The organism is Gymnodinialimonas ulvae (genome assembly GCF_037543845.1).
Classification (GTDB): Bacteria; Pseudomonadota; Alphaproteobacteria; order Rhodobacterales; family Rhodobacteraceae; genus Gymnodinialimonas; species Gymnodinialimonas ulvae.
Genome location: NZ_JBBIFX010000001.1, coordinates 1,550,259 through 1,573,195 on the forward strand (window position 1 = coordinate 1,550,259; position 22,937 = coordinate 1,573,195).

General features: G+C 64.2%; 20 protein-coding genes. 9 read left to right on the plus strand and 11 right to left on the minus strand.

Annotated features, from left to right (window positions below; genetic code table 11):
• Nucleotides 1-9: 9 nt before the first annotated feature.
• Nucleotides 10-1,053: an aldo/keto reductase gene (locus V8J83_RS07465; RefSeq protein WP_339985023.1), complete on the minus strand. Its 1,044-nt coding sequence runs from the start codon at nucleotides 1,051-1,053 to the stop codon at nucleotides 10-12.
• Between the two features lie 271 nt (nucleotides 1,054-1,324).
• Here V8J83_RS07465 and V8J83_RS07470 point away from each other — a divergent pair, with 271 nt between their 5' ends.
• The 6 genes from V8J83_RS07470 to metG all read left to right on the plus strand — a co-directional run bounded on the left by V8J83_RS07470 (nucleotide 1,325) and on the right by metG (nucleotide 7,901).
• A complete protein-coding gene (locus V8J83_RS07470; protein ID WP_339985025.1) occupies nucleotides 1,325-1,954 on the plus strand; it encodes an ImuA family protein in 630 nt (209 codons plus the stop codon).
• 140 nt (nucleotides 1,955-2,094) lie between these two features.
• On the plus strand, nucleotides 2,095-3,378 hold the full coding sequence (otnK, locus tag V8J83_RS07475) for a 3-oxo-tetronate kinase (RefSeq protein ID WP_339985027.1): 1,284 nt from the start codon (nucleotides 2,095-2,097) through the stop codon (nucleotides 3,376-3,378).
• Nucleotides 3,375-4,022, plus strand: coding sequence for a 3-oxo-tetronate 4-phosphate decarboxylase (otnC, locus tag V8J83_RS07480; protein ID WP_339985029.1), 648 nt, complete (start codon nucleotides 3,375-3,377; stop codon nucleotides 4,020-4,022). Before otnK ends, otnC begins: the two co-directional genes overlap by 4 nt.
• Complete coding sequence (locus tag V8J83_RS07485; protein ID WP_339985031.1) at nucleotides 4,019-4,783, plus strand: hydroxypyruvate isomerase family protein; 765 nt, start codon at nucleotides 4,019-4,021, stop codon at nucleotides 4,781-4,783. Before otnC ends, V8J83_RS07485 begins: the two co-directional genes overlap by 4 nt.
• Before the next feature lie 94 nt (nucleotides 4,784-4,877).
• Nucleotides 4,878-6,113, plus strand: a complete 1,236-nt coding sequence (locus V8J83_RS07490; RefSeq protein WP_339985033.1) for an MFS transporter — start codon at nucleotides 4,878-4,880, stop codon at nucleotides 6,111-6,113.
• 78 nt (nucleotides 6,114-6,191) lie between these two features.
• Nucleotides 6,192-7,901, plus strand: a complete 1,710-nt coding sequence (metG, locus tag V8J83_RS07495) for a methionine--tRNA ligase (protein WP_339985035.1) — start codon at nucleotides 6,192-6,194, stop codon at nucleotides 7,899-7,901.
• 72 nt (nucleotides 7,902-7,973) lie between these two features.
• Here the strand turns inward: metG and V8J83_RS07500 are convergent, their stop codons facing one another.
• From V8J83_RS07500 to coxB, 10 genes are all read right to left on the minus strand, one after another.
• Nucleotides 7,974-9,374 (minus strand): FAD-binding oxidoreductase, encoded by a 1,401-nt coding sequence (locus V8J83_RS07500; RefSeq protein ID WP_339985037.1) that lies wholly within the window; start codon nucleotides 9,372-9,374, stop codon nucleotides 7,974-7,976.
• Nucleotides 9,375-9,405: 31 nt separating this feature from the next.
• Nucleotides 9,406-9,990, minus strand: a complete 585-nt coding sequence (locus V8J83_RS07505; protein WP_339985039.1) for a GNAT family N-acetyltransferase — start codon at nucleotides 9,988-9,990, stop codon at nucleotides 9,406-9,408.
• Nucleotides 9,990-11,252: a M16 family metallopeptidase gene (locus tag V8J83_RS07510; protein ID WP_339985041.1), complete on the minus strand. Its 1,263-nt coding sequence runs from the start codon at nucleotides 11,250-11,252 to the stop codon at nucleotides 9,990-9,992. The genes V8J83_RS07505 and V8J83_RS07510 overlap by 1 nt, the downstream gene beginning before the upstream one ends.
• Nucleotides 11,249-12,634 carry a threonine synthase gene (gene thrC, locus V8J83_RS07515; protein WP_339985043.1) on the minus strand — a complete coding sequence of 462 codons (1,386 nt, stop codon included), beginning with the start codon at nucleotides 12,632-12,634 and terminating at the stop codon, nucleotides 11,249-11,251. Before thrC ends, V8J83_RS07510 begins: the two co-directional genes overlap by 4 nt.
• 18 nt (nucleotides 12,635-12,652) lie before the next feature.
• Nucleotides 12,653-13,321 (minus strand): SURF1 family protein, encoded by a 669-nt coding sequence (locus tag V8J83_RS07520; protein ID WP_339985045.1) that lies wholly within the window; start codon nucleotides 13,319-13,321, stop codon nucleotides 12,653-12,655.
• A 110-nt stretch (nucleotides 13,322-13,431) separates the two neighbouring features.
• Nucleotides 13,432-14,241, minus strand: a complete 810-nt coding sequence (locus V8J83_RS07525; RefSeq protein WP_339985047.1) for a cytochrome c oxidase subunit 3 — start codon at nucleotides 14,239-14,241, stop codon at nucleotides 13,432-13,434.
• 22 nt (nucleotides 14,242-14,263) lie between these two features.
• Nucleotides 14,264-14,824, minus strand: a complete 561-nt coding sequence (locus V8J83_RS07530) for a cytochrome c oxidase assembly protein (RefSeq protein WP_339986023.1) — start codon at nucleotides 14,822-14,824, stop codon at nucleotides 14,264-14,266.
• Nucleotides 14,825-14,838: 14 nt separating this feature from the next.
• Entirely contained in the window at nucleotides 14,839-15,036 is a 198-nt protein-coding gene (locus tag V8J83_RS07535; RefSeq protein WP_339985049.1) for a cytochrome c oxidase system small membrane protein, read from the minus strand.
• Entirely contained in the window at nucleotides 15,036-15,971 is a 936-nt protein-coding gene (gene cyoE / locus V8J83_RS07540) for a heme o synthase (RefSeq protein ID WP_339985051.1), read from the minus strand. The genes V8J83_RS07535 and cyoE overlap by 1 nt, the downstream gene beginning before the upstream one ends.
• Before the next feature lie 9 nt (nucleotides 15,972-15,980).
• Entirely contained in the window at nucleotides 15,981-16,871 is an 891-nt protein-coding gene (gene coxB, locus V8J83_RS07545) for a cytochrome c oxidase subunit II (RefSeq protein ID WP_439649759.1), read from the minus strand.
• 329 nt (nucleotides 16,872-17,200) lie between these two features.
• On the opposite strand from coxB, the gene V8J83_RS07550 reads away from it, so the two are divergent.
• From V8J83_RS07550 to topA, 3 genes are all read left to right on the plus strand, one after another.
• The gene (locus tag V8J83_RS07550; protein ID WP_339985053.1) at nucleotides 17,201-18,625 is read left to right on the plus strand and encodes a TldD/PmbA family protein; all 1,425 of its coding nucleotides are present in this window, start codon (nucleotides 17,201-17,203) and stop codon (nucleotides 18,623-18,625) included.
• Nucleotides 18,626-18,758: 133 nt separating this feature from the next.
• Entirely contained in the window at nucleotides 18,759-19,958 is a 1,200-nt protein-coding gene (gene dprA, locus V8J83_RS07555) for a DNA-processing protein DprA (protein WP_339985055.1), read from the plus strand.
• Nucleotides 19,959-20,202: 244 nt separating this feature from the next.
• Nucleotides 20,203-22,902: a type I DNA topoisomerase gene (gene topA, locus V8J83_RS07560; RefSeq protein ID WP_339985057.1), complete on the plus strand. Its 2,700-nt coding sequence runs from the start codon at nucleotides 20,203-20,205 to the stop codon at nucleotides 22,900-22,902.
• Nucleotides 22,903-22,937: the final 35 nt, after the last annotated feature.

Sequence of the window (22,937 nt, forward strand, 5' to 3'; positions counted from 1 at the left end):
CGAAATCCCTCAGTACGGCATTGGATGCGCCCGGTGCGTGACATCCAGGTCGGCCAGCACCTCATCGCTCAACACTACATCCTTGCCGTCGATGATATGGGCCAACTGCGCACAGGTCGTCGCCCCGAAGATCGTCGACACCGCAAACGGGCGTTGCACCGTGAAGGCCAGCGCCATGTGTACCGGGTCCAGCCCATGTTTTTCGGCCACGGCCAGATACGCCGCCGCCGCCTCGAACGCGCGCGCCGTCTTGCGCCCGCCCAGTTCCGGCGTCAGCGACATGCGGCTGCCCTCGGGCACCGCGCCGCCCTGATACTTGCCGGTCAAAAGCCCCGTGGCCAGCGGCGAAAACGCCAGCAACGTCACCTTTTCATGCATCGACAATTCGCCCATATCCGTGTCATACATCCGGCACAGCAGCGAATATTCATTCTGCACCGATTGGACCCTCGGCAACCCATGCTCCTCCGACAGGCGCAGCCATTGCGCCGTCCCCCAAGCGCTCTCATTGGACAGCGCGACATGGCGCAATTTGCCCGCTTTCACGGCGCGCCCCGCCGCCTCCAGCACATCTTGCATGTTGGCCAGGATCTGCGCCTTGTCGCCCTGCGGCCGATAGGTCCAGTTCTGGCGGAACATGTAACTGCCCCGGTTCGGCCAATGCAGCTGGTAGATATCGATGTAATCGGTCTGCAACCGCTTGAGCGAGCCGTCGAGCGCCTCGGCAAACGTCTCGCCCGTGATCGGCTGACCAAAGCGCACGAACCGCTCGTTCAGGCCCGAGATTTTCGTCGCCAGCTTGTACGCCCCGCGCCGCGCACGATGGGCGCCGTTCCAATTGCCGATCACCGTTTCCGTCAGACCCACGGTCTCCGCCTTCACCGGGTTGACCGGATACATCTCGGCGGTGTCGACCACATCGATCCCTGCCTCCAGCGCCATATCCATCTGACGATGCGCCTCGACCTCCGGCGTCTGCGTGCCCCAGGTCATGGTACCCAGGCAATAATCGGAAATCGTCTCGTCGGTGGTGCCGAGGGGGATGGGGCGCATCAGGCGGTCCTTTTGTCTGGCTTCGGATGCGCCGAACCCTAGCGGGCGGTGGGCCAAGGGCAAGGGCGCTTCGGTGCTCGCCCGCGCAGCCCCTCCACCGCACCGCGGGAGGCCCGCGCGCCCGGCTCCGCCGCGCCCCTGCTTCCTTGTTTCAAAAATACTCTCGGGGGAGCGCGAGGGGGCAGACAGCCCCCTCGCAGGCCCGCCTCCTCTGCACCCCCCTCCCTCACACCTCTTGAGAACAAATACAGAACATATATACTCACACCCCATGGACATCACCCGCCTCACCCGCCAATCGCACCGCAAGGCGCGCCCCGGCCTGCGGCTTCTGGACCGCTTCGAGCTGACCGGCGCCCGCGCCCATGAAGCCTGCGGCCCCGCCCGCCGCCGCCTTGCGCTATGGCTTGCCCAAAGCAGCACGCGCGACGTGCTCTGGATCCGCCCCGACTGGCACCCCGACCGGCTGCACATGGCCGGGGTCCGGGCCGAGATTGACCCCGGCCGCCTGATCTTCGTGGAATGCTGCCGCGCCGCCGATCTGCTGTGGTGCATGGAAGAAGCGTTGCGCGCGGGCCTGATGGATCTGGTGATCTGCGACCTACCTGAACCGCCGGGCCTGACCCCCGTGCGACGCTTGCATCTGGCCGCCGAAGCCGGGGCCGAGCGCAGCGGCCGCGCGCCCCTGGGCCTCCTGCTGAGCCCAAGCGATGGCGGCGCGCCGGGGGTGGAAACCCGCTGGCATCTCGCCCCCAAACACCACTCAGAGGCCGACAGCTGGACCCTCACCCGTCTGCGCGCCCGCGACGCCGCGCCCGCAGACTGGACCATCGCGCGGACCCGGGCGGGCGCGCCCGAGGTGCAGACGGCCGACACCCCTGCGGATTTGCAACCGGTCTGACCCACGCGCCCGCCTCTGTCCCTCCCAGCCAAGACCCGCACCGCCCAAGCCCGCCCTTTCACAAACCGCGCCGCCGTGGCACATCTTTGCGCGCAAAGGCGGGATCGGCACGCCAGTCACACCGAAGGAAAGCTTGGAGCATGGCCACCATTCTGGGCTGCATCGCGGATGATTTCACCGGCGCCACCGATCTCGCGGGCCTCCTCGCGCGCAGTGGCCACCCGATCAGCCTGCGCATCGGCGTGCCCGATCAGCCCCCCAATGAGGCCCCCGGTGACACACCGCAGGACGCCGCCGCGTTCGAAGTCATCGCACTGAAATCGCGCACCGCCCCCGTCGCGGACGCCGTCGCCGAAAGCCGCCGGGCCTTGGCGTGGCTGCGCGCGGCCGGTGCCCAACAGGTCTTCTGGAAATATTGCTCCACCTTTGACTCCACGCCTGAGGGCAACATCGGCCCGGTGGCCGAGGCGCTGATGGCGGATCTGGGCACGGCGCAGACAATCTATTGCCCCGCCTTCCCCGAAAACGGGCGCGCGGTCTTCATGGGCAATCTCTTCGTCGGCCAACACCCATTGGCCGAAAGCCCGATGAAGGATCACCCGCTGACGCCGATGCGCGACAGCAACCTGATGCGCCTGCTTGCGCCGCAAGTCACAGGGACGGTGGGCCTCGTGGACCGCCTGACCGTCGCGGAAGGGCCCGACGCGGTGCGCGCCGCGCTCGCCGAACACGCCGCGAACAAGGTGGCCCATGTGGTCGTGGATGCAGTTGCCGAGGCCGACCTGCACACGATTGCGGCCGCCTGTCATACCATGCCCCTGCTCACCGGCGGCAGCGCACTGGCCATGCCCCTGCCCGCCTTGCTGGCCGCCGATCCGCCCGCGCCGCAGGCCCGCACGCACGCCATCGAGGACGCGGCCATGATCCTGTCGGGCAGCTGTTCGGCCATGACCCGCGCGCAGGTCGGCCATTACGCCGCCCTTGGTCCCAGCCGCCTGCTCGACCCGGTCGCACTGGCCCGCGATGGCGTGCAATGCGCCCGCGATTGGCTGGCCGCGCAAGCGCCAACCAGCGCCCCGATGCTCTACACCTCTGCCGAACCCGCCGATGTGCAGGCCGCGCAGGCCGCCCTCGGCCCCGACCGCGCCGCGCAGATCGTCGAAGACGCGCTGGCCAGGCTGGCACTGGCCGGACGCGACATGGGCCTGCGCCGGATCATCGTGGCGGGCGGCGAGATATCCGGCGCCGTCACCCACGCCCTCGGCGTTACCCGCCTCGACATCGGCACGGAAATTGCGCCCGGCGTGCCATGGACCTTCTGCACCAGCGGCGGACATGCCATGGCGTTGGCGTTGAAATCCGGCAATTTCGGTGCGGAGACGTTCTTTTCCGACGCCCTTACCCATCTGCGGGAGGCGACATGACCGACACCGCCCTGCGCGAGCATATGTGCCTGCTGGCCAAATCGCTCTTTGACCGCGGCCTGACGCACGGCAGCACCGGCAACATCTCGGCCCGGACCGAGGATGGCGGGCTTCTCGTCTCCCCCACCGGCACCAGTTTCGGCCGGCTCGATCCCGCCCGGCTCAGCCGCTTTGATGCAAGTGGTGTGCCGGTCTCCGGCGATCCGCCGACCAAGGAAATGCCGCTCCACACCGCCTTTTACGACACCCGCAGCACGGCGGGCGCGGTGGTCCATCTGCATGCTTGCCATTCCGTTGCCTTGTCGATGATGCCCGACGCAGATGCGGATGATTTCCTGCCCGCGCTGACGCCTTACGCGATCATGCAACTGGGCCGGGTGAAGCTCTTGCCGTTCTTTTTGCCCGGCGATCCGGCCATGGGGGGTGCGGTGCGCGGCCTGGCCGGAAAACGCTCCGCCGTGATGCTCGCCAACCACGGCCCCGTCGTTGCAGGCAAGGATATCGAAGCCGCCTGCAACGCGGTGGAAGAGCTTGAAAACACCGCCCGCCTCGCGCTCTTGACGCGGGGCACAGCGGCGCGCGGCCTGACCGATGCGCAGGTCCGCTCCGTTGTCACAACCTTCGATGTGGAGTGGGACACGTGACGCGCTTCTCCGCCAATCTGGGCTTTCTCTTTGCCGAATATTCGCTGCCTGACGCGATCCGCGCGGCCCATGTCGCGGGCTTTGACGCCGTCGAATGCCATTGGCCCTATGACACACCCGCCGCAGATGTCGCTGCCGCGTTGGCGGAAACCGGCCTGCCGATGCTGGGGCTGAACACACGGCGCGGCGATGTGGCGGCGGGCGAAACCGGCCTCGCCGCGCTGCCGGGCCGCGAGGCCGACGCCCGCGCCGCCATTGACGAGGCCATCGACTACGCCCGGCGCATCGGCGCCCAATCCGTACATGTCATGGCCGGTGTCGCGCAGGGCCCGGAGGCGCGGGCCACCTTCGCCGCGAACCTCACCTACGCCTGCCGGAGGGCCGCCGCGCATGGGCTGATCCTCCTGATCGAGCCGCTGAACCGTTTCGACGCGCCTGGATATTTCCTTTCCACCACGCAGCAAGCGGCGGATTTGATCGACACGATTGACTGTCCCAACCTGCGGCTGATGTTCGATTGCTACCATGTCGGCCGCACCGAGGGCGACGTGATCGCCCGACTAACCGCGCTTTATCCAATCATCGGGCACATCCAATTCGCCGCCGTTCCCGATCGGGGCGCCCCCGATCACGGCACGCTCGACTACGCGGATGTCTTCGCCGCGATCACGGCCTTGGGATGGTATCGCCCGCTCGGCGCCGAATACAAACCCGATGGCCGTACCGAAGACACCCTCGCGTGGATGACCGATCTCGCGTGAAACACACACACCGCCAGCGGTCCATGTCGCAAACGGGCGCGCCGCGCCGCCCGCGCGCGGCTAGACCGAACCGGCACAATCCCGGACCGGCCCCATGCGCCTTCTGATCTCCTTCGCCGCCCTGTTTCTCAGCGTCATCCTCCTGCAACTCTCCTCCGGCGGTGTCGGCCCGCTCGATGTGCTTTCGGGCACAGAGCTCGGCTTCACCTCCGGGCAGATCGGCCTGCTTGGCTCCGCGCATTTCCTCGGGTTCTTCGCAGGCTGCTGGTGGGCGCCGCGCCTGATGGGATCGGTGGGCCATTCGCGCGCCTTCGCCGTCTTCACCGCCACCGGGGCCATCGCCCTCATCGCGCATATGATGGTCGTGGACGCCTACGCCTGGGCCATCATGCGGGTCGGCACGGGCCTGTGTATCGCGGGCTGCTACACAGTGATCGAGGCCTGGTTGCAAGCCAAGGTCACCAACCAGACGCGCGGGCGCACCATGGGCATCTACCGCATGGTCGACACCGGCGGGTCCTTCGCGGCACAGCTGATGATCGCGGTCCTGACGCCCGCATCCTACGTCTCCTACAACCTGCTCGCGATCCTGTGCTGCGCCGCGCTGCTGCCGCTGGCGCTGACCCGCCTGCCACAACCCGCCACCCCCGGCGCGCCACGCCTGCGCCCGTCGCTGGCCTGGCGGCTCTCGCCCCTTGCCGTGGCGGGGGTCATGGTGGCGGGCGTCTCGGGCGCGGCCTTCCGCATGATCGGGCCGCTTTACGGCACCGAGGTCGGCTTGCGCGCCGATGAGATCGGCCTCTTTCTTGCCGCCTTCGTCCTCGGCGGCGCTCTGGCCCAATGGCCCGCGGGCTGGCTCGCCGACCGCTATCCCCGCCGCAACGTGTTGATCTGGCTCTCCATCGCCTCCGCGCTGGCCTGCGCCGTGACCGTGGCCGTTCCGGCCTTCGGGCCACTGGGCATCTTCGCCGCGTCGTTCCTGTTCGGCGCCACGACCTTTCCGATCTACTCGGTCTCCGCCGCTCACGCCCACGATTGGGCCGATGACACGCAGCGGGTCGAATTGTCCGCAGCGCTGATGTTTTTCTACGCCTCCGGCGCAATCGCCGCGCCACTTGCAACCTCGGCGCTGATCAACGTTTTCGGTCCGGCGGCCCTGTTCTACTTCATCTCCGCAGCACACCTCGCCCTGATCGCGTTCAGCCTACTGCGCATGCGCCGCCGCGCGCCCACCGAACACCGCAGGCCCTACGTCTGGATCCCGCGCACGTCGTTCCTCGTCGGTCGCCTGTTCCGTAAATCCGACGATGACCGCCCCCCAAACGGCTGAACCGTCACCGGGGTCTGGCCCCCGCGCGCCCGGGGCGCTAAAGGCATGGGCCAACACATCCGGCAAGGGCCTATCGGCATGGCACGCACGCTCATCACTTCAGCGATCCCTTACATCAACGGGATCAAACACCTCGGCAACCTGATCGGAAGCCAGCTGCCCGCCGATCTCTACGCCCGCTACCTGCGCGCGCGTGGCCAAGAAGTCCTGTTTCTGTGTGCCACCGATGAACACGGCACCCCAGCCGAGCTTGCAGCTGCCAAGGCCGGCAAACCCGTCGCCGAATATTGCGCCGAAATGTGGGCCGTTCAGGCCGAGCTGGCCCGCGGCTTCCGGCTTAGCTTCGATCATTTCGGGCGCTCCTCCTCGCCGCAGAACCACAAATTGACCCAGCATTTCGCCGGACGTCTGGCCGATGCAGGTCTGATCTCGGAAGTCTCCGAGAAACAGGTCTATTCCAACGCCGATGGCCGCTTCCTGCCCGACCGTTATATCGAAGGCACCTGCCCGAATTGCGGCTACGATAAAGCGCGCGGCGATCAATGCGAGAACTGCACCAAGCAGCTCGACCCGACCGACCTGATCGATCCACGCTCCGCCATCTCCGGCTCCACCGATCTGGAGGTCCGCGAAACAAAACACCTCTACTTGCGTCAATCGCAGCTGCGCGGACAGCTGAGCGATTGGATTGCCTCCAAAGCCGACTGGCCGATTCTTACGACCTCGATTGCCAAAAAATGGTTAAACGACGGCGACGGATTGCAGGACCGTGGCATCACCCGCGACCTCGATTGGGGTGTGCCCGTCAAACGCGGCGATGCCGATTGGCCGGGCATGGAAGGCAAGGTGTTCTACGTCTGGTTTGACGCCCCGATCGAATATATCGCCTGCGCTGCCGAGGCTGTGGAGGAAGGTACGATTTCTGATTGGGAGCGCTGGTGGCGTGTGGATAAGGGCGCAGATGACGTCCGATATGTCCAATTCATGGGCAAGGATAACGTCCCCTTCCACACCCTGTCATTCCCCGCCACGATCCTTGGCTCGGGAGAGCCCTGGAAGCTTGTCGATTACATCAAGTCCTTCAACTACCTGAATTACGACGGCGGCCAATTCTCCACCTCGCAGGGGCGCGGTGTCTTCATGGATCAGGCGTTGGAGATCCTGCCGTCGGATTACTGGCGCTGGTGGCTGTTGTCCCACGCCCCCGAGACCTCCGATTCTGAATTCACATGGGAGGCGTTCCAGCAGGACGTCAACAAGGACCTCGCCGATGTGCTGGGAAATTTCGTCAGCCGGATCACCAAATTCTGCCGGTCCAAGTTTGGCGAAACCGTACCCAACGGCGGCACCTATGGTGAGCAGGAAACCGCGTTGATCGCCGATCTCGAAAACCGTCTCGCCGCCTATCAGGCCCATATGGATGCCATCGACATCCGCAAGGCCGCCGCCGAACTGCGCGCCATCTGGGTCGCGGGCAACGAATATCTGCAATCCGCCGCGCCGTGGACCGCGTTCAAGGAAGACCCTGACCGCGCCGCCGCGATCACCCGCTTCGCGCTCAACCTGATCCCGTTCTACGCGTCGCTGTCGGCGCCGTTCATCCCCGACGCTGCCAGGACAATGGCGGATGCGATGGGCGTCGACCTCGATTGGCCGTCGAACGCCGCAAGCGCGCTGGAGCGACTGCCCGCCGGGCATGCCTTCACGGTGCCGGAGGTGCTTTTTGCGAAGATTGCCGATGAACAGCGCGAAGAATGGGCTTCAAAGTTCTCAGGTATTCGCACCTAAACACGATCTTTTTTGTCGTTCTGTGCGAAAGCTGTGTAGTTACAGAAAAACTACAAAAGAACTACAGAAGAACTACAGCCCCTCAGCGCGCAAAACCGCGCCGGGATTGAGGATATTTTTTGGATCCAGCGCCGCCTTGATCGCCCGCATCGCCGCCAGTTTTCCGGGGTCACCGTAACGCTCGAGATCTCCGACTTTGAGCCGCCCGATCCCATGTTCCGCACTGACCGATCCGCCCAGTTCATGGGCAAGATCATGCACGCAAGACTTCACCGCGTCGCGTTCATGTTCATGGTCCGAGCGGGATTTTCCCTTTTGCGGGAAGACGTTATAGTGCAGGTTTCCATCGCCCAAATGACCGAAGCAATTGATCCGAAACGCGTTGATATTGGACAGCCGCCCCGGCGCCTGCGCAATGAAATCGGGGATCCGCGCAACCGGCACAGAGATGTCATGGGACGACACCGACCCGATCCGCCGGTTCGCCTCGGGGATAAGCTCCCGGATCGCCCAGAATTCCGCGCGCTGCTGCTCGGATTGCGCAACCACCCCATCCATCACCAAACCCTCTTCAAACGCCTGAATAAAAAGACTTTCCAGCGCGTCGGCGCACGATCCACTGGCCAGGCCAAGGTCGATCAAACAGCACCATTCCGGCACCTCTTCGAACGGCTGCCGCACCTCCGGCCCGACCTCTGACAGGAAGTCGAACCCGGTCCGCCCTATCAGTTCGAACGCCGAAATCCCCTCTCCGATCATGTCGTGCGCAAGGCGCAAAAGCCGCAACGCCGCCACCGGCGAGGGCACCGTCATCAAGGCCGCGCCAGTCTCTCGCGGTTTCGGAAACAGCCTGAGCGACGCCGCCGTGATCACCCCCAGCGTGCCTTCCGAGCCGATCAACAGGTGGCGGAGATCGTAACCCATGTTGTTTTTCCTCAGTGGAGACAAGGTGTTGACGATGGTTCCGTCCGCCAGAACCGCCTCCACCCCAAGCACCAGATCGCGCGCGTTTCCGTAACGGATCACGTTCACACCGCCCGCATTCGTGGCCAGCAATCCGCCGATCCGAGCGGAGCCTTGTGAGGCCAACGTCAGCGGGAAGATCCACCCTTCAGCCTGCGCGATCGCGTGCACCTCCTGCAAGATCGCGCCCGCCTCCACCGTCAGTGTTCCGGCCTCGGCATCGAACTCCCGTACCGCCTTCATTCGCTCCAGAGATAAGAGAACCGGCGCAGGTCCGTCTTCGACGATCTGCCCGCCGACAAGTCCGGTCCCCCCGGAATAGGGCACGACCGGAATGCCGAGTTCATTGCACGTTTTCAGGAGGTTGGAGACCTCATCCACGGAACCAGGTGCCACCACCGCACGGGCCTGACCCTGCCAACGCCCGCGCGGTTCTTCAAGGTAGCGCGCCGTATCTTCGCGAAACGCAGCGGCAGGCAAGAGCCGCTTCAAATGATCCAGATTAGTCATGCGACAGACCTAGCGCGATGGCGCCCCAAGGTCACCCGGCATCGGTTCTTCCGCGCCGGTCATGGCGCAAGTTCGCGTAAAGCACATGGTTTCGCCAACGCCCATTGATCTGCAAATAGCTTTGCGCGACACCTTCGTATTTGAACCCGGACTTCTCCAGAACCCCCCGCGACGCGGCATTTTCCGGCAGGCACGCCGCTTCCAGCCGCGACAGATCCAGAGAGCGGAAGGCAAAATGGCTCGCCGCATCAATGGCTTCGCGCATGTAGCCTTGCCGGACAAACGGCAGCCCGATCCAGTAACCCAAGGTCGCCGATTGCGCTGGACCACGCCGCATATTGTCGAGCGTGATCGCCCCCAACAGCGCATCATCCGAGCGGCGCATGATGAATAGCGGCACGGCAGAGCCTTGGTTAACGGAGCGCTGTGCCCAATACACGCGGGCCGTGAAGCTCTTGCGCGTCAGGTGATCGTCGGCCCAGGTCGGCTCCCACGGGGTCAGAAATTCGCGGCTTTGCTGGCGCAGCGTCGCCCATAGCCGGAAATCGGCGTGACGCGGCAGACGCAGGGTCAGACGCTCTGTCTCAAGGCGCAGATTGCGTTTGCGCACGAGCATCAAGCGGCCAGACGCTCCCTGACATGATCGAGGGACGGCGCATTCTCGACCGGCCCATAAAGCGCCATTGCCGCGCGGCCAGATGCCCCCAACGTGCCGGCCTGGTCCGTGAGCGCCTCCAGGGACACCGCGTCGATCTTGGCGACGGTTTCGTCCAACCCCGGCACCCGGTTCCAGATCGCGACAAGTCGGGCCAACCGTTCCGCACGCGCCGACGGGCTTTCAAGCCCCATCAGAAGCCCCGCCTTCATCTGCGCCCGGGCGCGCGCCAATTCGGCCTCGGTCATGGTGTCGGCGGAGCGCTTCAACTCATCAATCGTGAGGCCCACAAGCTCTGGCAAATCCTCGCCCGACGTGCCCGCATAGATGGTCAGAAGCCCGGTATCATCGTAGCTGCCGACCTGACTGTAGATGGTGTAACACAGGCCGCGTTTCTCGCGGACCTCCTGAAACAGACGCGACGACATCCCGCCGCCCAACGCCGTGGCAAAGATCTGTGCGGCATAGATGTCGTCCGAACGGTAGCCCGGCGCTTCCAGCGCCAGGGTGAAGTGCGCCTGCTCCAACCCTTTGATAACGCGATGTTCTCCACCGGCGAAGCTTCCGGGTTGCGGCACCGATCCCGACACCGGGGCGAGATGGCCGAACGCCGCTTCGGCCAGACGCACGATCTGAGCGTGATCCACTGCACCGGCCGCCGAAAGGATCAATTGCTCTGGCCCGTAATGCTGCGCGATGAAGCGGTCGAAATCGCCGCGATCAAAGCTGCGCACACGGTCCACGGGGCCAAGGATCGTGCGGCCAAGCGGTTGTTCGGGAAAGGCCTGCGCCTGCAACCAGTCAAAGATGATATCGTCCGGCGTATCGGCGGCTTGTCCGATCTCCTGCAAGATGACGCCGCGCTCAACCTCGATTTCACGCGGGTCGAAGATAGGGTTCAGTACGATGTCCGATATCAGGTCCAGCGCCAACGGCACGTCATCCTTCAAGACCCGCGCATAATAGGCCGTCACCTCGCGGCTGGTGTAGGCGTTGATGTAACCGCCGACATCCTCGATTTCCTCGGCGATCTGCAGGGCCGAACGCCGCTGCGTGCCCTTGAACGCCATATGTTCAAGGAAATGCGCGATGCCGTTTTGCTCGACCGCTTCGTGGCGTCCCCCGGCGCTGACCCAGACACCGATGGCCGCCGATTCAAGGCTCGGCATATGCTCGGTGACGATGCGCAAGCCATTGGAAAGGGTGTGGATTTCGACACTCACGCGAAGACACTCCCTTCGATGATCGCCTCGATCTCGTGCAAATCATCCTCGACCCGGGTGATGCGCTCGGGCCGCTCGAAAAGGTCCGCCATCCGCGCGGGCAGGGGCGGACGGATGCCCGAGGCTGCTTCGACAGCGTCGGGAAATTTCGCGGGATGGGCGGTCGCCAAGGTGACCATGGGTGTTGCGCCCATGAATTCCTGCGCGACGTGCACGCCGACGGCGGAATGCGGGCAGAGCAATTCGCCCATCTCGGGCAACGCGCGGGCGATCATCGCAGAGGTTTCCGCCTCGGACGCACGGCCGCTCACGAAATGGTCACGCAGAACGCCGATCGCGCCCTGGCTGATCTTGAACCCGCCGCTCTTGAGTTCGTCCATCAACTGCGTCACTGCCGCCCCGTCGCGGCCATAGGCGTCGAACAGCGCGCGTTCGAAGTTTGACGAGACTTGGATATCCATCGACGGGCTGATCGATGGCGTCACGCCTTCGGTCAGGTAACCGCCCGACACCATCGCGCGGTGCAGGATGTCGTTCTGGTTCGTCGCGATTACCAGCTTTTCAATGGGCAAGCCCATGCGCTTGGCGATGTAGCCTGCAAAGATATCGCCGAAATTACCGGTGGGCACACAGAACGACACAGCCCGCTGTGGTGCGCCAAGCGAGACGGCGGCGGAGAAGTAATAGACCACCTGCGCCAGAACCCGGCCCCAGTTGATCGAATTCACCCCGGCCAACTTCACCCGGTCGCGAAACTCGAAATGGTTGAACATGTCCTTGAGGCGCGCCTGGCAGGTGTCGAAATCACCGGTCACGGCCAGCGCATGGGCGTTGGCCTCGGTCACGGTCGTCATCTGTCGACGCTGCACCTCGGAGACGCGGCCATGGGGGTACATGATGAAGACGTCGACATTGTCGAGGCCGCGAAATGCCTCCATCGCGGCGGAGCCGGTGTCGCCCGACGTTGCGCCGACAATCGTTACCCGATCACCGCGCCGCCCAAGCGCCTTTTGGAACATCTGCCCGATGAGTTGCATCGCGAAATCCTTGAACGCGAGCGTTGGGCCGTGGAACAACTCCAGCAAGAAATGGCCCGGTTGCAGCTGCTTGAGCGGTGCGCGCGCCGCATGGCCGAACCCGGCATAGGCCTTATCGACCAGCTCGGCAAACTCCGCGTCGGTGAATGTGTCGCCGATAAAGGGCCGCATCACGCGGAAGGCGATCTCCTCATAGGACAGGCCCGCCATCGCCGCGATATCCCCGTGGCTCAGCGCAGGGATCTCGGTCGGGACATAGAGCCCGCCGTCGCGCGCCAATCCCGTCAACATCGCGTCTTCAAAGCTCAGGTCAGGGGCCTGCCCCCGGGTCGAGACATATCGCATCGAAAATCCTCTAGGCCGTTAGCTTCGCCTGATACGCCAAGCCAGGAACGCTGTCATCCCCAACCACACCAGAGCCAGCCCGAACCATTGCACGGCATAGCCCAGATGATTGTTCGGGATCCCTTCGGCGGTCACCGGCAAGGGCGTTATGGGCGCGTCCGGCACAGATATCTCGCGCAGTACGATGAAGGTCGGCTCGGTTTCCAGATGTGCGGCCATCGCGTCCACGTCACGGGCGAACCATTGGTTGCGGGCAATATCCGCGTCAGGAGTGAAGCTATCGATCTCATCGGGCCAGTGCAGGTTTCCGGTCACGGTGACAGCCCCTTGCGGCGTGGGCGGAAGTGCGACCCCTTCGGCCAGGAATCCGCGGTCCACCAGAACGCGCCGCCCGCCCGTCTCAAGCACAGAGATCAGGCGATAGCCCGGGCCGCTGCCCTGGACCGACACCAAAACCCGCAATGGATCGCCTGTAAACGTGCCCTCGGCTGCAACGGGCAAATAGCGGTCGTCGATCGGATCGGGCGTGGCGGGCAAGGCGACGGGGGCGGCGGCGATACGCGCGTCGATCTCGGCCAGCACGCTTTCCTTCCAGGCGAGGCGTTGCAACTGCCAAACCCCCAAACTGATAAGGATCGCCGCCCCGATCAGGCCAAAAACACTTACCGTCACAAGTTTGCGCGTCATCTTATCCCATCTGACAAAAAGGGCCCACCGATCCGGCAGGCGCCCTTTTCATCTTGCTCATAAACCTGGTCCGTGCGGGCCTCGGCCCGACGCGCGGCGGCGGATGGGCCCTAGCCCTGCCCCCAGATATAGACCGCCACGAACAGGAACAGCCACACCACGTCCACGAAGTGCCAATACCAGGCAGCAGCCTCGAACCCGACATGTTTCTCGGCGGTGAAATGGCCCTGTTTCACCCGCAAATAGCAGATGAACAGGAAGATCGTGCCAACGACCACATGGAACCCGTGGAAGCCCGTGGCCATGAAGAAGGTCGAATAGAACTTGTCGCCGTTGATGAATTCCCAGCCGTGGTGAACGATCAACTCGTAGTATTCATACGCCTGCAGCCCGGTGAAGATCACGCCCAGAACCACCGCGCCGATCAGACCGTGCTCGATATCCCTGCGCGCGCCGCCATGGACCAGCGCATGGTGCGCCCAGGTCACAAGACAGCCCGACAGCAACAGAATCAGAGTGTTGATCAGCGGCAGGTGGAACGGGTCCACGATGTAGATCTCCGGCGGCACATAAGTGCTGGCCTCGTAGCTGTTCATGGGGAACAGCGCGTGTTTGAAGAACGCCCAGAACCAGGCCACGAAGAACATCACTTCGGACATGATGAACATAATGAACCCATACCGCAGGCCCAGGCGCACCACCGGAGTGTGGTCGCCCTCGTGGCTTTCGCTGACCACGTCGGACCACCAGGCGAACATGACGTAAAGCACCGCCACGAACCCGATCAGGAACATCCACGGGCTGCCCGCATGCATCCAGTTGACGCCACCAAAAAGCATCACAAAGGCCCCGACCGCCGCCACAAGTGGGTGCAGTGAGGGGGGCAGGATATGGTAGTCGTGGTTCTTGACGTGCGCCATTGTGGTCTCTCCGGTCTGTCGTTCAGTTGCCTGCGTCAAGCGCGGCGTAATCGTCATCTTCGGGCATGTCCGTCACATGGAACGTGTAGGACAGCGTGATTGCGGGCGTGTCGCGCACCGTGGTGTCATCTAGCAATTCGGGGTCGACGAAAAAGGTCACAGGCATCTCGACCCGCTCGCCCGGTTGCAGCACCTGCAATTCAAAGCAGAAGCACGCGATCTTCACGAAATAACCGCCCGCATCAAAGGGTGCGACGTTAAAGCTGGCCGTTCCTGCAATCGGCTCGCTCGTCGGGTTGTAGGCTTCGTAGAACACCAGCCCCGTCTCGCCGATCCGGATGTCGACATGGGGCTCGACCGGGCGAAATTCCCACGGCATGTCGCGCGCGGTGTTGGCAGCAAATCGGACGCGGATTTCCTGATCGAGGATCGTGTCGCTGCCTTGATCGGCCTGCACGGTTGCGCCGCCAAAGCCGGTCACGCGGCAGAACCAGTCGTAGAATGGCACCGCCGCCATGGTCAGCGCGCCCATGAAGCAGATCACGCCCAGGAGTTGCAGGACGGTCTTGGACTTGGGATCCATCGCGCGGCGGGTGCTCACTGGCTGATCTCCTCGGTAATCGGCAGGGCCGAAGCGCGCGGCTGGTGGTCGTGGGCCTCCAGAAGGCTGCCTTCACGCACTTTGGCGATTGTGAGGCCGAAGACGATTGCGCAGAAGCCGATCAGGCACAATGCGGTGCCGAAGTTGCGACCAAAGCGGCGCTTGTGGATTTCGTGGGTCTCCACCAATGGCATCAGATCAACCTCCACAGCGCGTCCGCAAGCAGCGCGCCGAAATGCAAGAAAAGATAGAACAGGGAGAAGCGGAACACCTTCTTCTCGACCGCATATTCATCGGCCTCGGCCATCGCCTCATCGCGACGCCAGATGTCCCAGGCCCCTTTCAGGAAGATCGCGTTCAACACCACTGCCGTCGCCAAATAGACCGGGCCCGCGACGGACGTGAACGCCAGGCCAAGGGCGACCGGAGCCAGCAGAATCGTATAGATCAGGATCTGCTTACGCGTCTCGGCGCGGCCGTGAGTCACGGTCAACATCGGCACATCGGCCTTGTGGTAGTCGGATTTCATGAACAGGGCGAGCGCCCAGAAATGCGGCGGCGTCCACATGAAGATCAGGCCGAACATCAGGATCGAGGCCAGCGACACATCCCCGGTCACAGCCGCCCATCCGATCACCGGCGGAAACGCCCCTGCGGCCCCGCCGATCACGATGTTCTGCGGCGTCGAGCGCTTCAACCACATGGTGTAGACGACCGCGTAGAAGAAGATCGTGAAGGCCAAAAGCCCCGCTGCGATCCAGTTGGTCGCAAGACCCAGCATCGCCACCGAAATCACGCTCAACCACAGACCAAGCGACAACGCCTCGCCCGCCGGCACCTTACCCGCCGGAACGGGGCGTTTGGCGGTGCGCTTCATCACCGCGTCGATATCGGCATCGTACCACATGTTCAGCGCGCCCGAGGCCCCGGCCCCCAGCGCGATGAACAGGATCGCGGTGAAGCCGATCATCGGGGACACGCCGCCCGGCGCAACCAGAAGGCCTACCAAAGCCGTGAACACGACAAGCGACATCACCCGCGGCTTGAGCAGCGCGACATAATCGCCAAAGCCCGCCTCGCCCTCGCTGGTGCGGGGCACGCTTCCGGTCTGTGCAGTGAAATCACTCATGGGGTTCGCTTACTCGGCTGCGGCCAGTTCGATATATTGCGGCGCGCGCGCGCCTTCGAGCGAGGCAAATTCCGCCGCCTCACCAGCCAGCCACGCCGCGTATTCCTCCGGGGTGACGGCGAAAACGGTGATCGGCATGTAGGCATGGGCCGCGCCACAAAGCTCGGAGCATTGGCCGAAGTAAATGCCTTCCTGGCCTTCGTTCACCTCGAAATGCAGCTCGGCCAAGCGACCCGGTACGCCGTCTTGCTTCACGCCGAAGGCCGGGATCGTCCAGGAATGGATCACATCCGCTGCCGTGACCTGCACCACGACCGTCTGCCCCGTGGGAACAACAACGGCGGTGTCGGTGGCCAGCAGGAATTCGTCGCGGCTGTAGCCGTAATCGGCCAGCTCATCCTCGGCCAGCATGAAGCTGTCGTAGGCGATGCCCTCTTCGGGATATTCATAGCCCCAGTACCACTGGTAGCCGGTGGCGCGCACGACGACGTCGGCCTCGGGAATGGTTTGCTGCCGGAACAGAACCGGCAACGAAAACGCTCCAAGAAACATCAGCAGCAGCAGCGGCACGATGGTCCACGTCACCTCGATCTTGGTGTTGTGCGTGAAGGTCGCAGGTTCGGGGTTGGCCTTCGCGTTGTGCTTGACCGCCGCATAAACCATCAGCGCCAGAACGAAGAGCGTGATCAGGGCCGCACCAATGTGCAGCGCGTAGTCGAGCGCCTGAAGGTCCTGCGCGCCCGCGGTCACGCCGGGCTGGAAGTCGATGCCGCCCGGCACCGGTGCGCCGATCACCTCAAGTCCGTCGCGCATCCCGGTGGTCTGCGCCGAGGCCGCAGTCATGGTAAGAGTTGCGCCAAACGCGGCCCAAAGGCCGCAGAGCTTCATGCGAAGTGCCATGTGGTCTGTCCTGTTGTCCGTTCGGGCCTTTGGGGCGGGGTCATGCCTGCCGTGCGGGTCCGGTCGTGTTCGCTTGGGCCAGACCATATCGTGTGAACCTGCGCAAGGCAGTGGCGTAAATTGTCTCACTTGCGGCTGCATTCCCGGAGCAGTCAGACCGTCAGGGTTGCGCGGACTGGAATTGCCACGCAGTGGGTTGTGGCCTGAAAAATCTGACTTTTCTTCGGCATGCTGCCCGCCCATCCGCGAATTCGGCGATCAGGCGAGACGGGGTGTCGCACCTTGGGCAAATCGGCATATGTATGAAGGGCAACTCAGGAGAGCTTCCGATGTCCGACACGCCCCCGTTCCGCCCGTTCGAGACCCACCTTGATGAGGGCGCCGCCCTGCGCATTCTGCGCGCGGCCACCGACGGGGCTGAGGATGGCGAATTGTTTCTCGAACGCCGTCGGTCCGAAGTGCTGGTGTTTGACGATGGCCGCGTCAAGACCGCTTCTTATGATGCGGCACAGGGTTTCGGCCTGCGCGCGGTGAAGGGCGAAGTTGCGGGTTACGCACATTCCACCGAGATGTCCGAGGCGGCCTTGTTGCGCGCGGCGGAAACCGCACGCCTTGCGGTGGGCGATGGCGGCGGCACGTTGGCCGATGCGCCGCGTGGGACGAACGAAAAACTCTACACCGACGCCGACCCCATGGCGGGTGCCGAATTCGGCGTGAAACTCGATACTCTGGCCGAGATTGACGCCTACGCCCGCGCCCTTGATCCCCGCGTCGTGCAAGTCAGCGCATCGATGGCCGCGTCCCATCAGGAGGTTGAGATCCTGCGCCCCGAAGGCACCCGCGTGTCCGATGTCCGCCCGATGGTGCGCCTGAATGTCTCGATCATCGTCGAAGAGGCGGGCCGCCGCGAAAGCGGGTCCGCAGGCGGCGGCGGGCGCGTCGGTCTTGTGGGTCTGATGGAGCGGCCGCATTGGGAGAGTGTCGCGCGCGAGGCTCTGCGCATCGCAATTGTGAACCTTGCGGCCGAACCCGCCCCCGCCGGCGTCATGGACGTGGCTCTCGGGCCGGGCTGGCCGGGTATCCTGTTGCACGAGGCCGTGGGTCACGGGCTGGAGGGCGATTTCAACCGCAAGAAGCAAAGCGCCTTCGCCGGTCTGATGGGCCAGCGGGTGGCGGCCAAGGGGGTCACGGTGCTCGACGATGGCACTATCCCGGATCGGCGCGGCTCGATCTCCGTCGATGACGAAGGCACGCCGTCGCATGCCACCACCCTTATCGAGGATGGCATCCTTGTGGGCTACATGCAGGACCGCCAATCTGCCCGTCTCATGGGTGTCGAGCCCACCGGCAACGGGCGCAGGCAGGGCTTCGACCACACCCCCATGACGCGGATGACCAACACCTACATGCTTGGCGGCGACACGGATCCCGGCGATATCGTGGGCGATGTGAAGGACGGGATTTACGCCGTCGGCTTCGGCGGCGGGCAGGTCGACATCACCAATGGCAAATTCGTCTTCTCCTGCACCGAGGCCTACCGTGTGAAAAACGGTGTCGTCGGTGCGCCGGTCAAAGGCGCCACGCTAATCGGAGACGGCGCCACGGCCATGACGCAGGTGCGCGCGATCGGCAATGATATGGCGCTGGACCCCGGCATGGGGAACTGCGGCAAGAACGGCCAATGGGTGCCGGTGGGCGTGGGACAGCCGACGCTTCTGATCGGTGGGCTGACCGTGGGTGGTTCGGCGGCGTAAGGGGCGCGACGCGACTGTCGAGGAGGTGCCAACTATGCGTGACTGCGCCAGTTTTGCCGCGCCCCGCCGTTTGATGAACCTGCCAACGCGATTGGTAACCTTCCGTTAACCATTCCATCCCAAGCCTGTTCGCATGTGGACAGCGCCCGATTCTCAATTGCACTATACCCCCGACCCAGGTTTCTATGAGGCTCCGGTCGGTTTTGTTCCCCCGCCCGCAAGGGGCGACGACGACAGGTTCACGCGCCTGCGCCTGATCCGATCGCGGCGTGTCGGGCCCGCCACCTACCTGCGTTTGCTGGCCGAACATGGGTCCGCCGCCGCCGCCCTGGACGCTTTGCCCGAGGTGGCCAAAGCCGCGGGCGTGCAAGGTTATGAGCCCTGCCCGGAGCCGGTGATCAAGGCCGAGCTGCGCGCCGCCGCGCGCGCCGGGGCCCGGATGCTGTGCCTGGGCGATTCCGAATATCCCGAACATCTGGCGACCATTTCCGACGCGCCGCCGATCCTTTGGGCGATGGGTCAGACCGCGCTGATGATGCGCCCCTGCGTCGCGATTGTCGGCACGCGCAACGCCTCCAGCCTTGGGGGCCGGATGGTGCGCAAACTGGCCGGAGAACTGGGCGAGGCCGGTTTCACGATCGTCTCGGGCTTGGCGCGTGGCATCGACGCGCTGGCCCATGCCGCAAGCCTCGACACGGGAACGATTGCAGTGATGGCGGGCGGCGTTGATGTGGTCTACCCGACCGAAAATGCCGATCTCGCGGCGCGCATCACCAAAGCTGGCCTGCGCCTGTCCGAACAACCCCTCGGCTTGCAGCCGCAGGCGCGCCATTTCCCGCGCCGCAATCGGATTGTGTCCGGCCTTGCCCAAGGCGTGATCTTGATTGAGGCCGCCGCGCGGTCCGGCTCGCTCATCACCGCGCGCCTTGCCGCCGATCAGGGGCGCGAAGTCATGGCGGTTCCCGGCCATCCGATGGACAGCCGCGCCTCAGGCGGCAACATCCTGTTGCGGGACGGCGCGACGCTCGTGCGCAGTGCCGAAGACGTCATCGAAGCACTTGGCGCACCCGGTCACATCATGCGCCCGGCCGCCCCCGAGACCGCGCAGGCCGCTCCGGAGTCCGCCACGCCCGCCGTGCCCTCCACCGACAATTCCGGGCCGATCGAGGCGCGCATCCTGGCCGTGTTGGGACCTGTGCCCACGCCCGAGGATCAGCTGGTCCGTGACCTGCAAACCACCCCACGTGATCTCGCGCAGGCGCTGGCCGTACTCGAATTGTCGGGCCACCTGCGCCGCGCGCCAGGTGGAATGGTGCATCTGACAGGCAGCTGACCCAGAACGACGCTCACAGTTTGGGCGCGCACCTCGCGCCCTGTGGGTTCCATGAAGATGCAATTCCGCATCTCCCAGCCCGCGCGCCGCCCGATCCGCCCAATCCGGTGGTCGGGTTCCACGCGCCCACTCGGTGCTCGAACCCGCAAAATCGCGGACCCTCAAACACCCCTCATTGACAACCACCCCCAAGGCCCCACATGTTCCGCCGCCAACCCGAGTGTCCTTGAAAGGTGTCCCGTCCATGCCCGTTGTTGTTGTCGAATCCCCGGCCAAGGCCAAGACAATCAACAAGTATCTGGGCAAGGATTACACGGTTCTGGCCTCTTATGGACATGTGCGCGACCTGCCGTCCAAGGACGGATCGGTGGACCCCGAAGAAGGGTTCTCGATGAAATGGGAGATCGGATCCGACTCGAAAAAGCACGTCAAAGCTATCGTTGATGCACTGAAAGACGACCCGTCGCTGATCCTTGCGACCGACCCCGACCGCGAGGGCGAAGCGATCTCATGGCACCTGCAAGAGGCGCTGACTTCGCGCAAGGCGATCAAAAAGGATACGCCGGTCAAACGCGTCACCTTCAACGCGATCACCAAGGACGCCGTGACCAAGGCCATGGCCGAGCCGCGCGAAGTGGATATGGAACTGGTCGAGGCCTACCTCGCCCGCCGCGCGCTGGATTATCTGGTGGGGTTCACCCTTTCGCCGGTGCTCTGGCGCAAACTGCCCGGCGCAAAGTCGGCGGGCCGAGTGCAATCGGTCAGCCTGCGGATCGTGGTCGAGCGAGAGATGGAGATCGAGGCGTTCAACGCCCGCGAATACTGGTCGGTGCGCGCCGTCCTCGAAACACCACGCGGCCAGCAGATCGAAGCGCGCCTGACTGTTCTGGGCGGCAAGAAGCTGGAACGCTACGACCTGCCCACCGCCGCCGAAGCCGGCCTCGCGGTGCAGGCCGTCGCCTCCCGCGCCCTTGAAGTGCGCGACGTCGAAGCCAAGCCCACCACACGCAACCCCTCGCCGCCATTCATGACCTCAACCCTGCAGCAGGAAGCCAGCCGCAAATTCGGAATGGGCGCACGTGCCTGCATGTCCACCGCGCAGCGCCTCTATGAAGCCGGGCACATCACCTACATGCGGACCGACGGGATTGACATGGCGCCCGAAGCTGTGGACGACGCCCGCTTGTCGATCAAGGACCGCTACGGCGATGCCTACGTTCCCGGCAAGCCCCGGATCTACAAGAACAAAGCCAAGAACGCGCAGGAAGCTCACGAATGCATTCGCCCCACGGATATGTCGAAGGCGGCGGATGATCTGAAGCTGTCAGAAGACGATCAGCGCAAGCTCTACGACCTGATCTGGAAGCGCACGATTGCCTCGCAGATGGAAGCCGCGCGGATGGAGCGCACGACGGTCACAATCGGCGACAAGGCCGGTGAGGTCGAGCTGCGCGCCACAGGTCAGGTCGTCCTCTTCGACGGCTTCTTGAAGGTCTACGAGGAAGGCCGCGACGATGTGCAGGGCGATGACGAAGACAGCCGCCGCCTGCCGCAGGTCTCCGCCGGTGATGCCATGGCACTCAGCGCCGAGGGCTTGGCGGGCGATTACACCAAGCTCGCCGGGGACGATGTTATAGAAGAACAGGACGGCGACCTGCGCCGATCAAAGGCCGCACTTCTGTCAGCAAACGGTGCCGTGCTGGGACAGCAACACCACACCCAACCCCCGCCGCGCTACACCGAGGCGACCTTGGTCAAACGGATGGAAGAGCTCGGCATCGGGCGTCCCTCCACCTACGCCTCGATCATGGATACGATCCAGAACCGCGGCTACGTCATCAAGGACAAGGGACGCCTGATCCCCGAAGACAAGGGCCGCCTGGTCACCGTGTTCCTGTCGAATTATTTCAATCGCTACGTGGGCTACGACTTTACCGCCGATCTGGAAAACCAGCTTGATGAGGTGAGCGCGGGCGACCGGCACTACAAGGACGTGCTCGACCGCTTCTGGCGCGATTTCCACGCCGCCATCGAAGAAACCTCCGAGCTGCGCATTACCGAGGTGCTGGAGAAGATCAACGAGGTGCTTGAGCCACATCTCTTCCCCGCGAAGGAAGACGGCTCCGACCCGCGCCTCTGCCCCAATTGCGGGATTGGTCGCCTGTCGATGCGCACGGCGCGCGCGGGCGGGGCCTTCATCGGGTGCTCGAATTATCCCGAGTGCCGCTACACGCGCGCCTTTGGCCCACCTCAGGAGGGCGCCGATCAGACCGGAGATATCCTTGGTCCCGACGGCAAGATGTTGGGCGTCGACCCCGACACTTCCGAAAAAGTCACCTTGCGCACCGGCCGGTTCGGGCCCTACGTACAACTCGGCGATGTCACCGAAGAGAACAAGAAACCGCCCCGCGCCTCCCTGCCCAAGGGATGGGAGGTCGACGATATCGACCTCGAAAAGGCCCTGACGTTGCTAAGCCTGCCGCGCAAGATCGGCGATCATCCCGAGGATGGCGAACCGGTCGAGGCCGGGATCGGGCGGTACGGGCCCTATGTCAAACATGGGCGCATCTACGCCAACCTTCCCGAGGTCGAAGAGGTGTTCACCGTCGGCATGAACCGCGCCGTCGAGTTGATCGCCCAAAAAGCCGCGGGACGTGGCGGACGTGGCCAAGCCGCAGCCCCGCTCAAGGAATTGGGCGAACATCCCGACGAGGGCGGGCCGGTGCAGGTCATGAAGGGCCGTTATGGGCCCTATGTGAAATGGGCAAAGATCAACGCGACCCTTCCCAAGGACGTCGACCCCGAAGCCGTGACCATGGAAAAGGCCCTCGAGGTGTTGAACGAGAAGATCGCCAAGGGCGGCAAGGGCACCGGCAAGCGCAAGACGACGGCCAAGAAAAAACCTGCCGCCAAGAAGAAACCGGCGGCGAAGGATAAGACCTGAGCGGCGCACCGGGCCGTCGATTGGCCCTGCTGGCG

Bases quoted from the DNA above. Each gene is read 5' to 3' on its own strand.
- V8J83_RS07465 (WP_339985023.1), bottom strand. From the start codon at position 1,053: ATGCGCCCCATCCCCCTCGGCACCACCGACGAGACGATTTCCGATTAT.
- V8J83_RS07470 (WP_339985025.1), top strand. From the start codon at position 1,325: ATGGACATCACCCGCCTCACCCGCCAATCGCACCGCAAGGCGCGCCCC.
- otnK (WP_339985027.1), top strand. From the start codon at position 2,095: ATGGCCACCATTCTGGGCTGCATCGCGGATGATTTCACCGGCGCCACC.
- otnC (WP_339985029.1), top strand. From the start codon at position 3,375: ATGACCGACACCGCCCTGCGCGAGCATATGTGCCTGCTGGCCAAATCG.
- V8J83_RS07490 (WP_339985033.1), top strand. From the start codon at position 4,878: ATGCGCCTTCTGATCTCCTTCGCCGCCCTGTTTCTCAGCGTCATCCTC.
- metG (WP_339985035.1), top strand. From the start codon at position 6,192: ATGGCACGCACGCTCATCACTTCAGCGATCCCTTACATCAACGGGATC.
- V8J83_RS07500 (WP_339985037.1), bottom strand. From the start codon at position 9,374: ATGACTAATCTGGATCATTTGAAGCGGCTCTTGCCTGCCGCTGCGTTT.
- V8J83_RS07505 (WP_339985039.1), bottom strand. From the start codon at position 9,990: ATGCTCGTGCGCAAACGCAATCTGCGCCTTGAGACAGAGCGTCTGACC.
- thrC (WP_339985043.1), bottom strand. From the start codon at position 12,634: ATGCGATATGTCTCGACCCGGGGGCAGGCCCCTGACCTGAGCTTTGAA.
- V8J83_RS07520 (WP_339985045.1), bottom strand. From the start codon at position 13,321: ATGACGCGCAAACTTGTGACGGTAAGTGTTTTTGGCCTGATCGGGGCG.
- V8J83_RS07525 (WP_339985047.1), bottom strand. From the start codon at position 14,241: ATGGCGCACGTCAAGAACCACGACTACCATATCCTGCCCCCCTCACTG.
- V8J83_RS07530 (WP_339986023.1), bottom strand. From the start codon at position 14,824: ATGGATCCCAAGTCCAAGACCGTCCTGCAACTCCTGGGCGTGATCTGC.
- V8J83_RS07535 (WP_339985049.1), bottom strand. From the start codon at position 15,036: ATGCCATTGGTGGAGACCCACGAAATCCACAAGCGCCGCTTTGGTCGC.
- cyoE (WP_339985051.1), bottom strand. From the start codon at position 15,971: ATGAGTGATTTCACTGCACAGACCGGAAGCGTGCCCCGCACCAGCGAG.
- coxB (WP_439649759.1), bottom strand. From the start codon at position 16,871: ATGGCACTTCGCATGAAGCTCTGCGGCCTTTGGGCCGCGTTTGGCGCA.
- V8J83_RS07550 (WP_339985053.1), top strand. From the start codon at position 17,201: ATGTCCGACACGCCCCCGTTCCGCCCGTTCGAGACCCACCTTGATGAG.
- dprA (WP_339985055.1), top strand. From the start codon at position 18,759: ATGTGGACAGCGCCCGATTCTCAATTGCACTATACCCCCGACCCAGGT.
- topA (WP_339985057.1), top strand. From the start codon at position 20,203: ATGCCCGTTGTTGTTGTCGAATCCCCGGCCAAGGCCAAGACAATCAAC.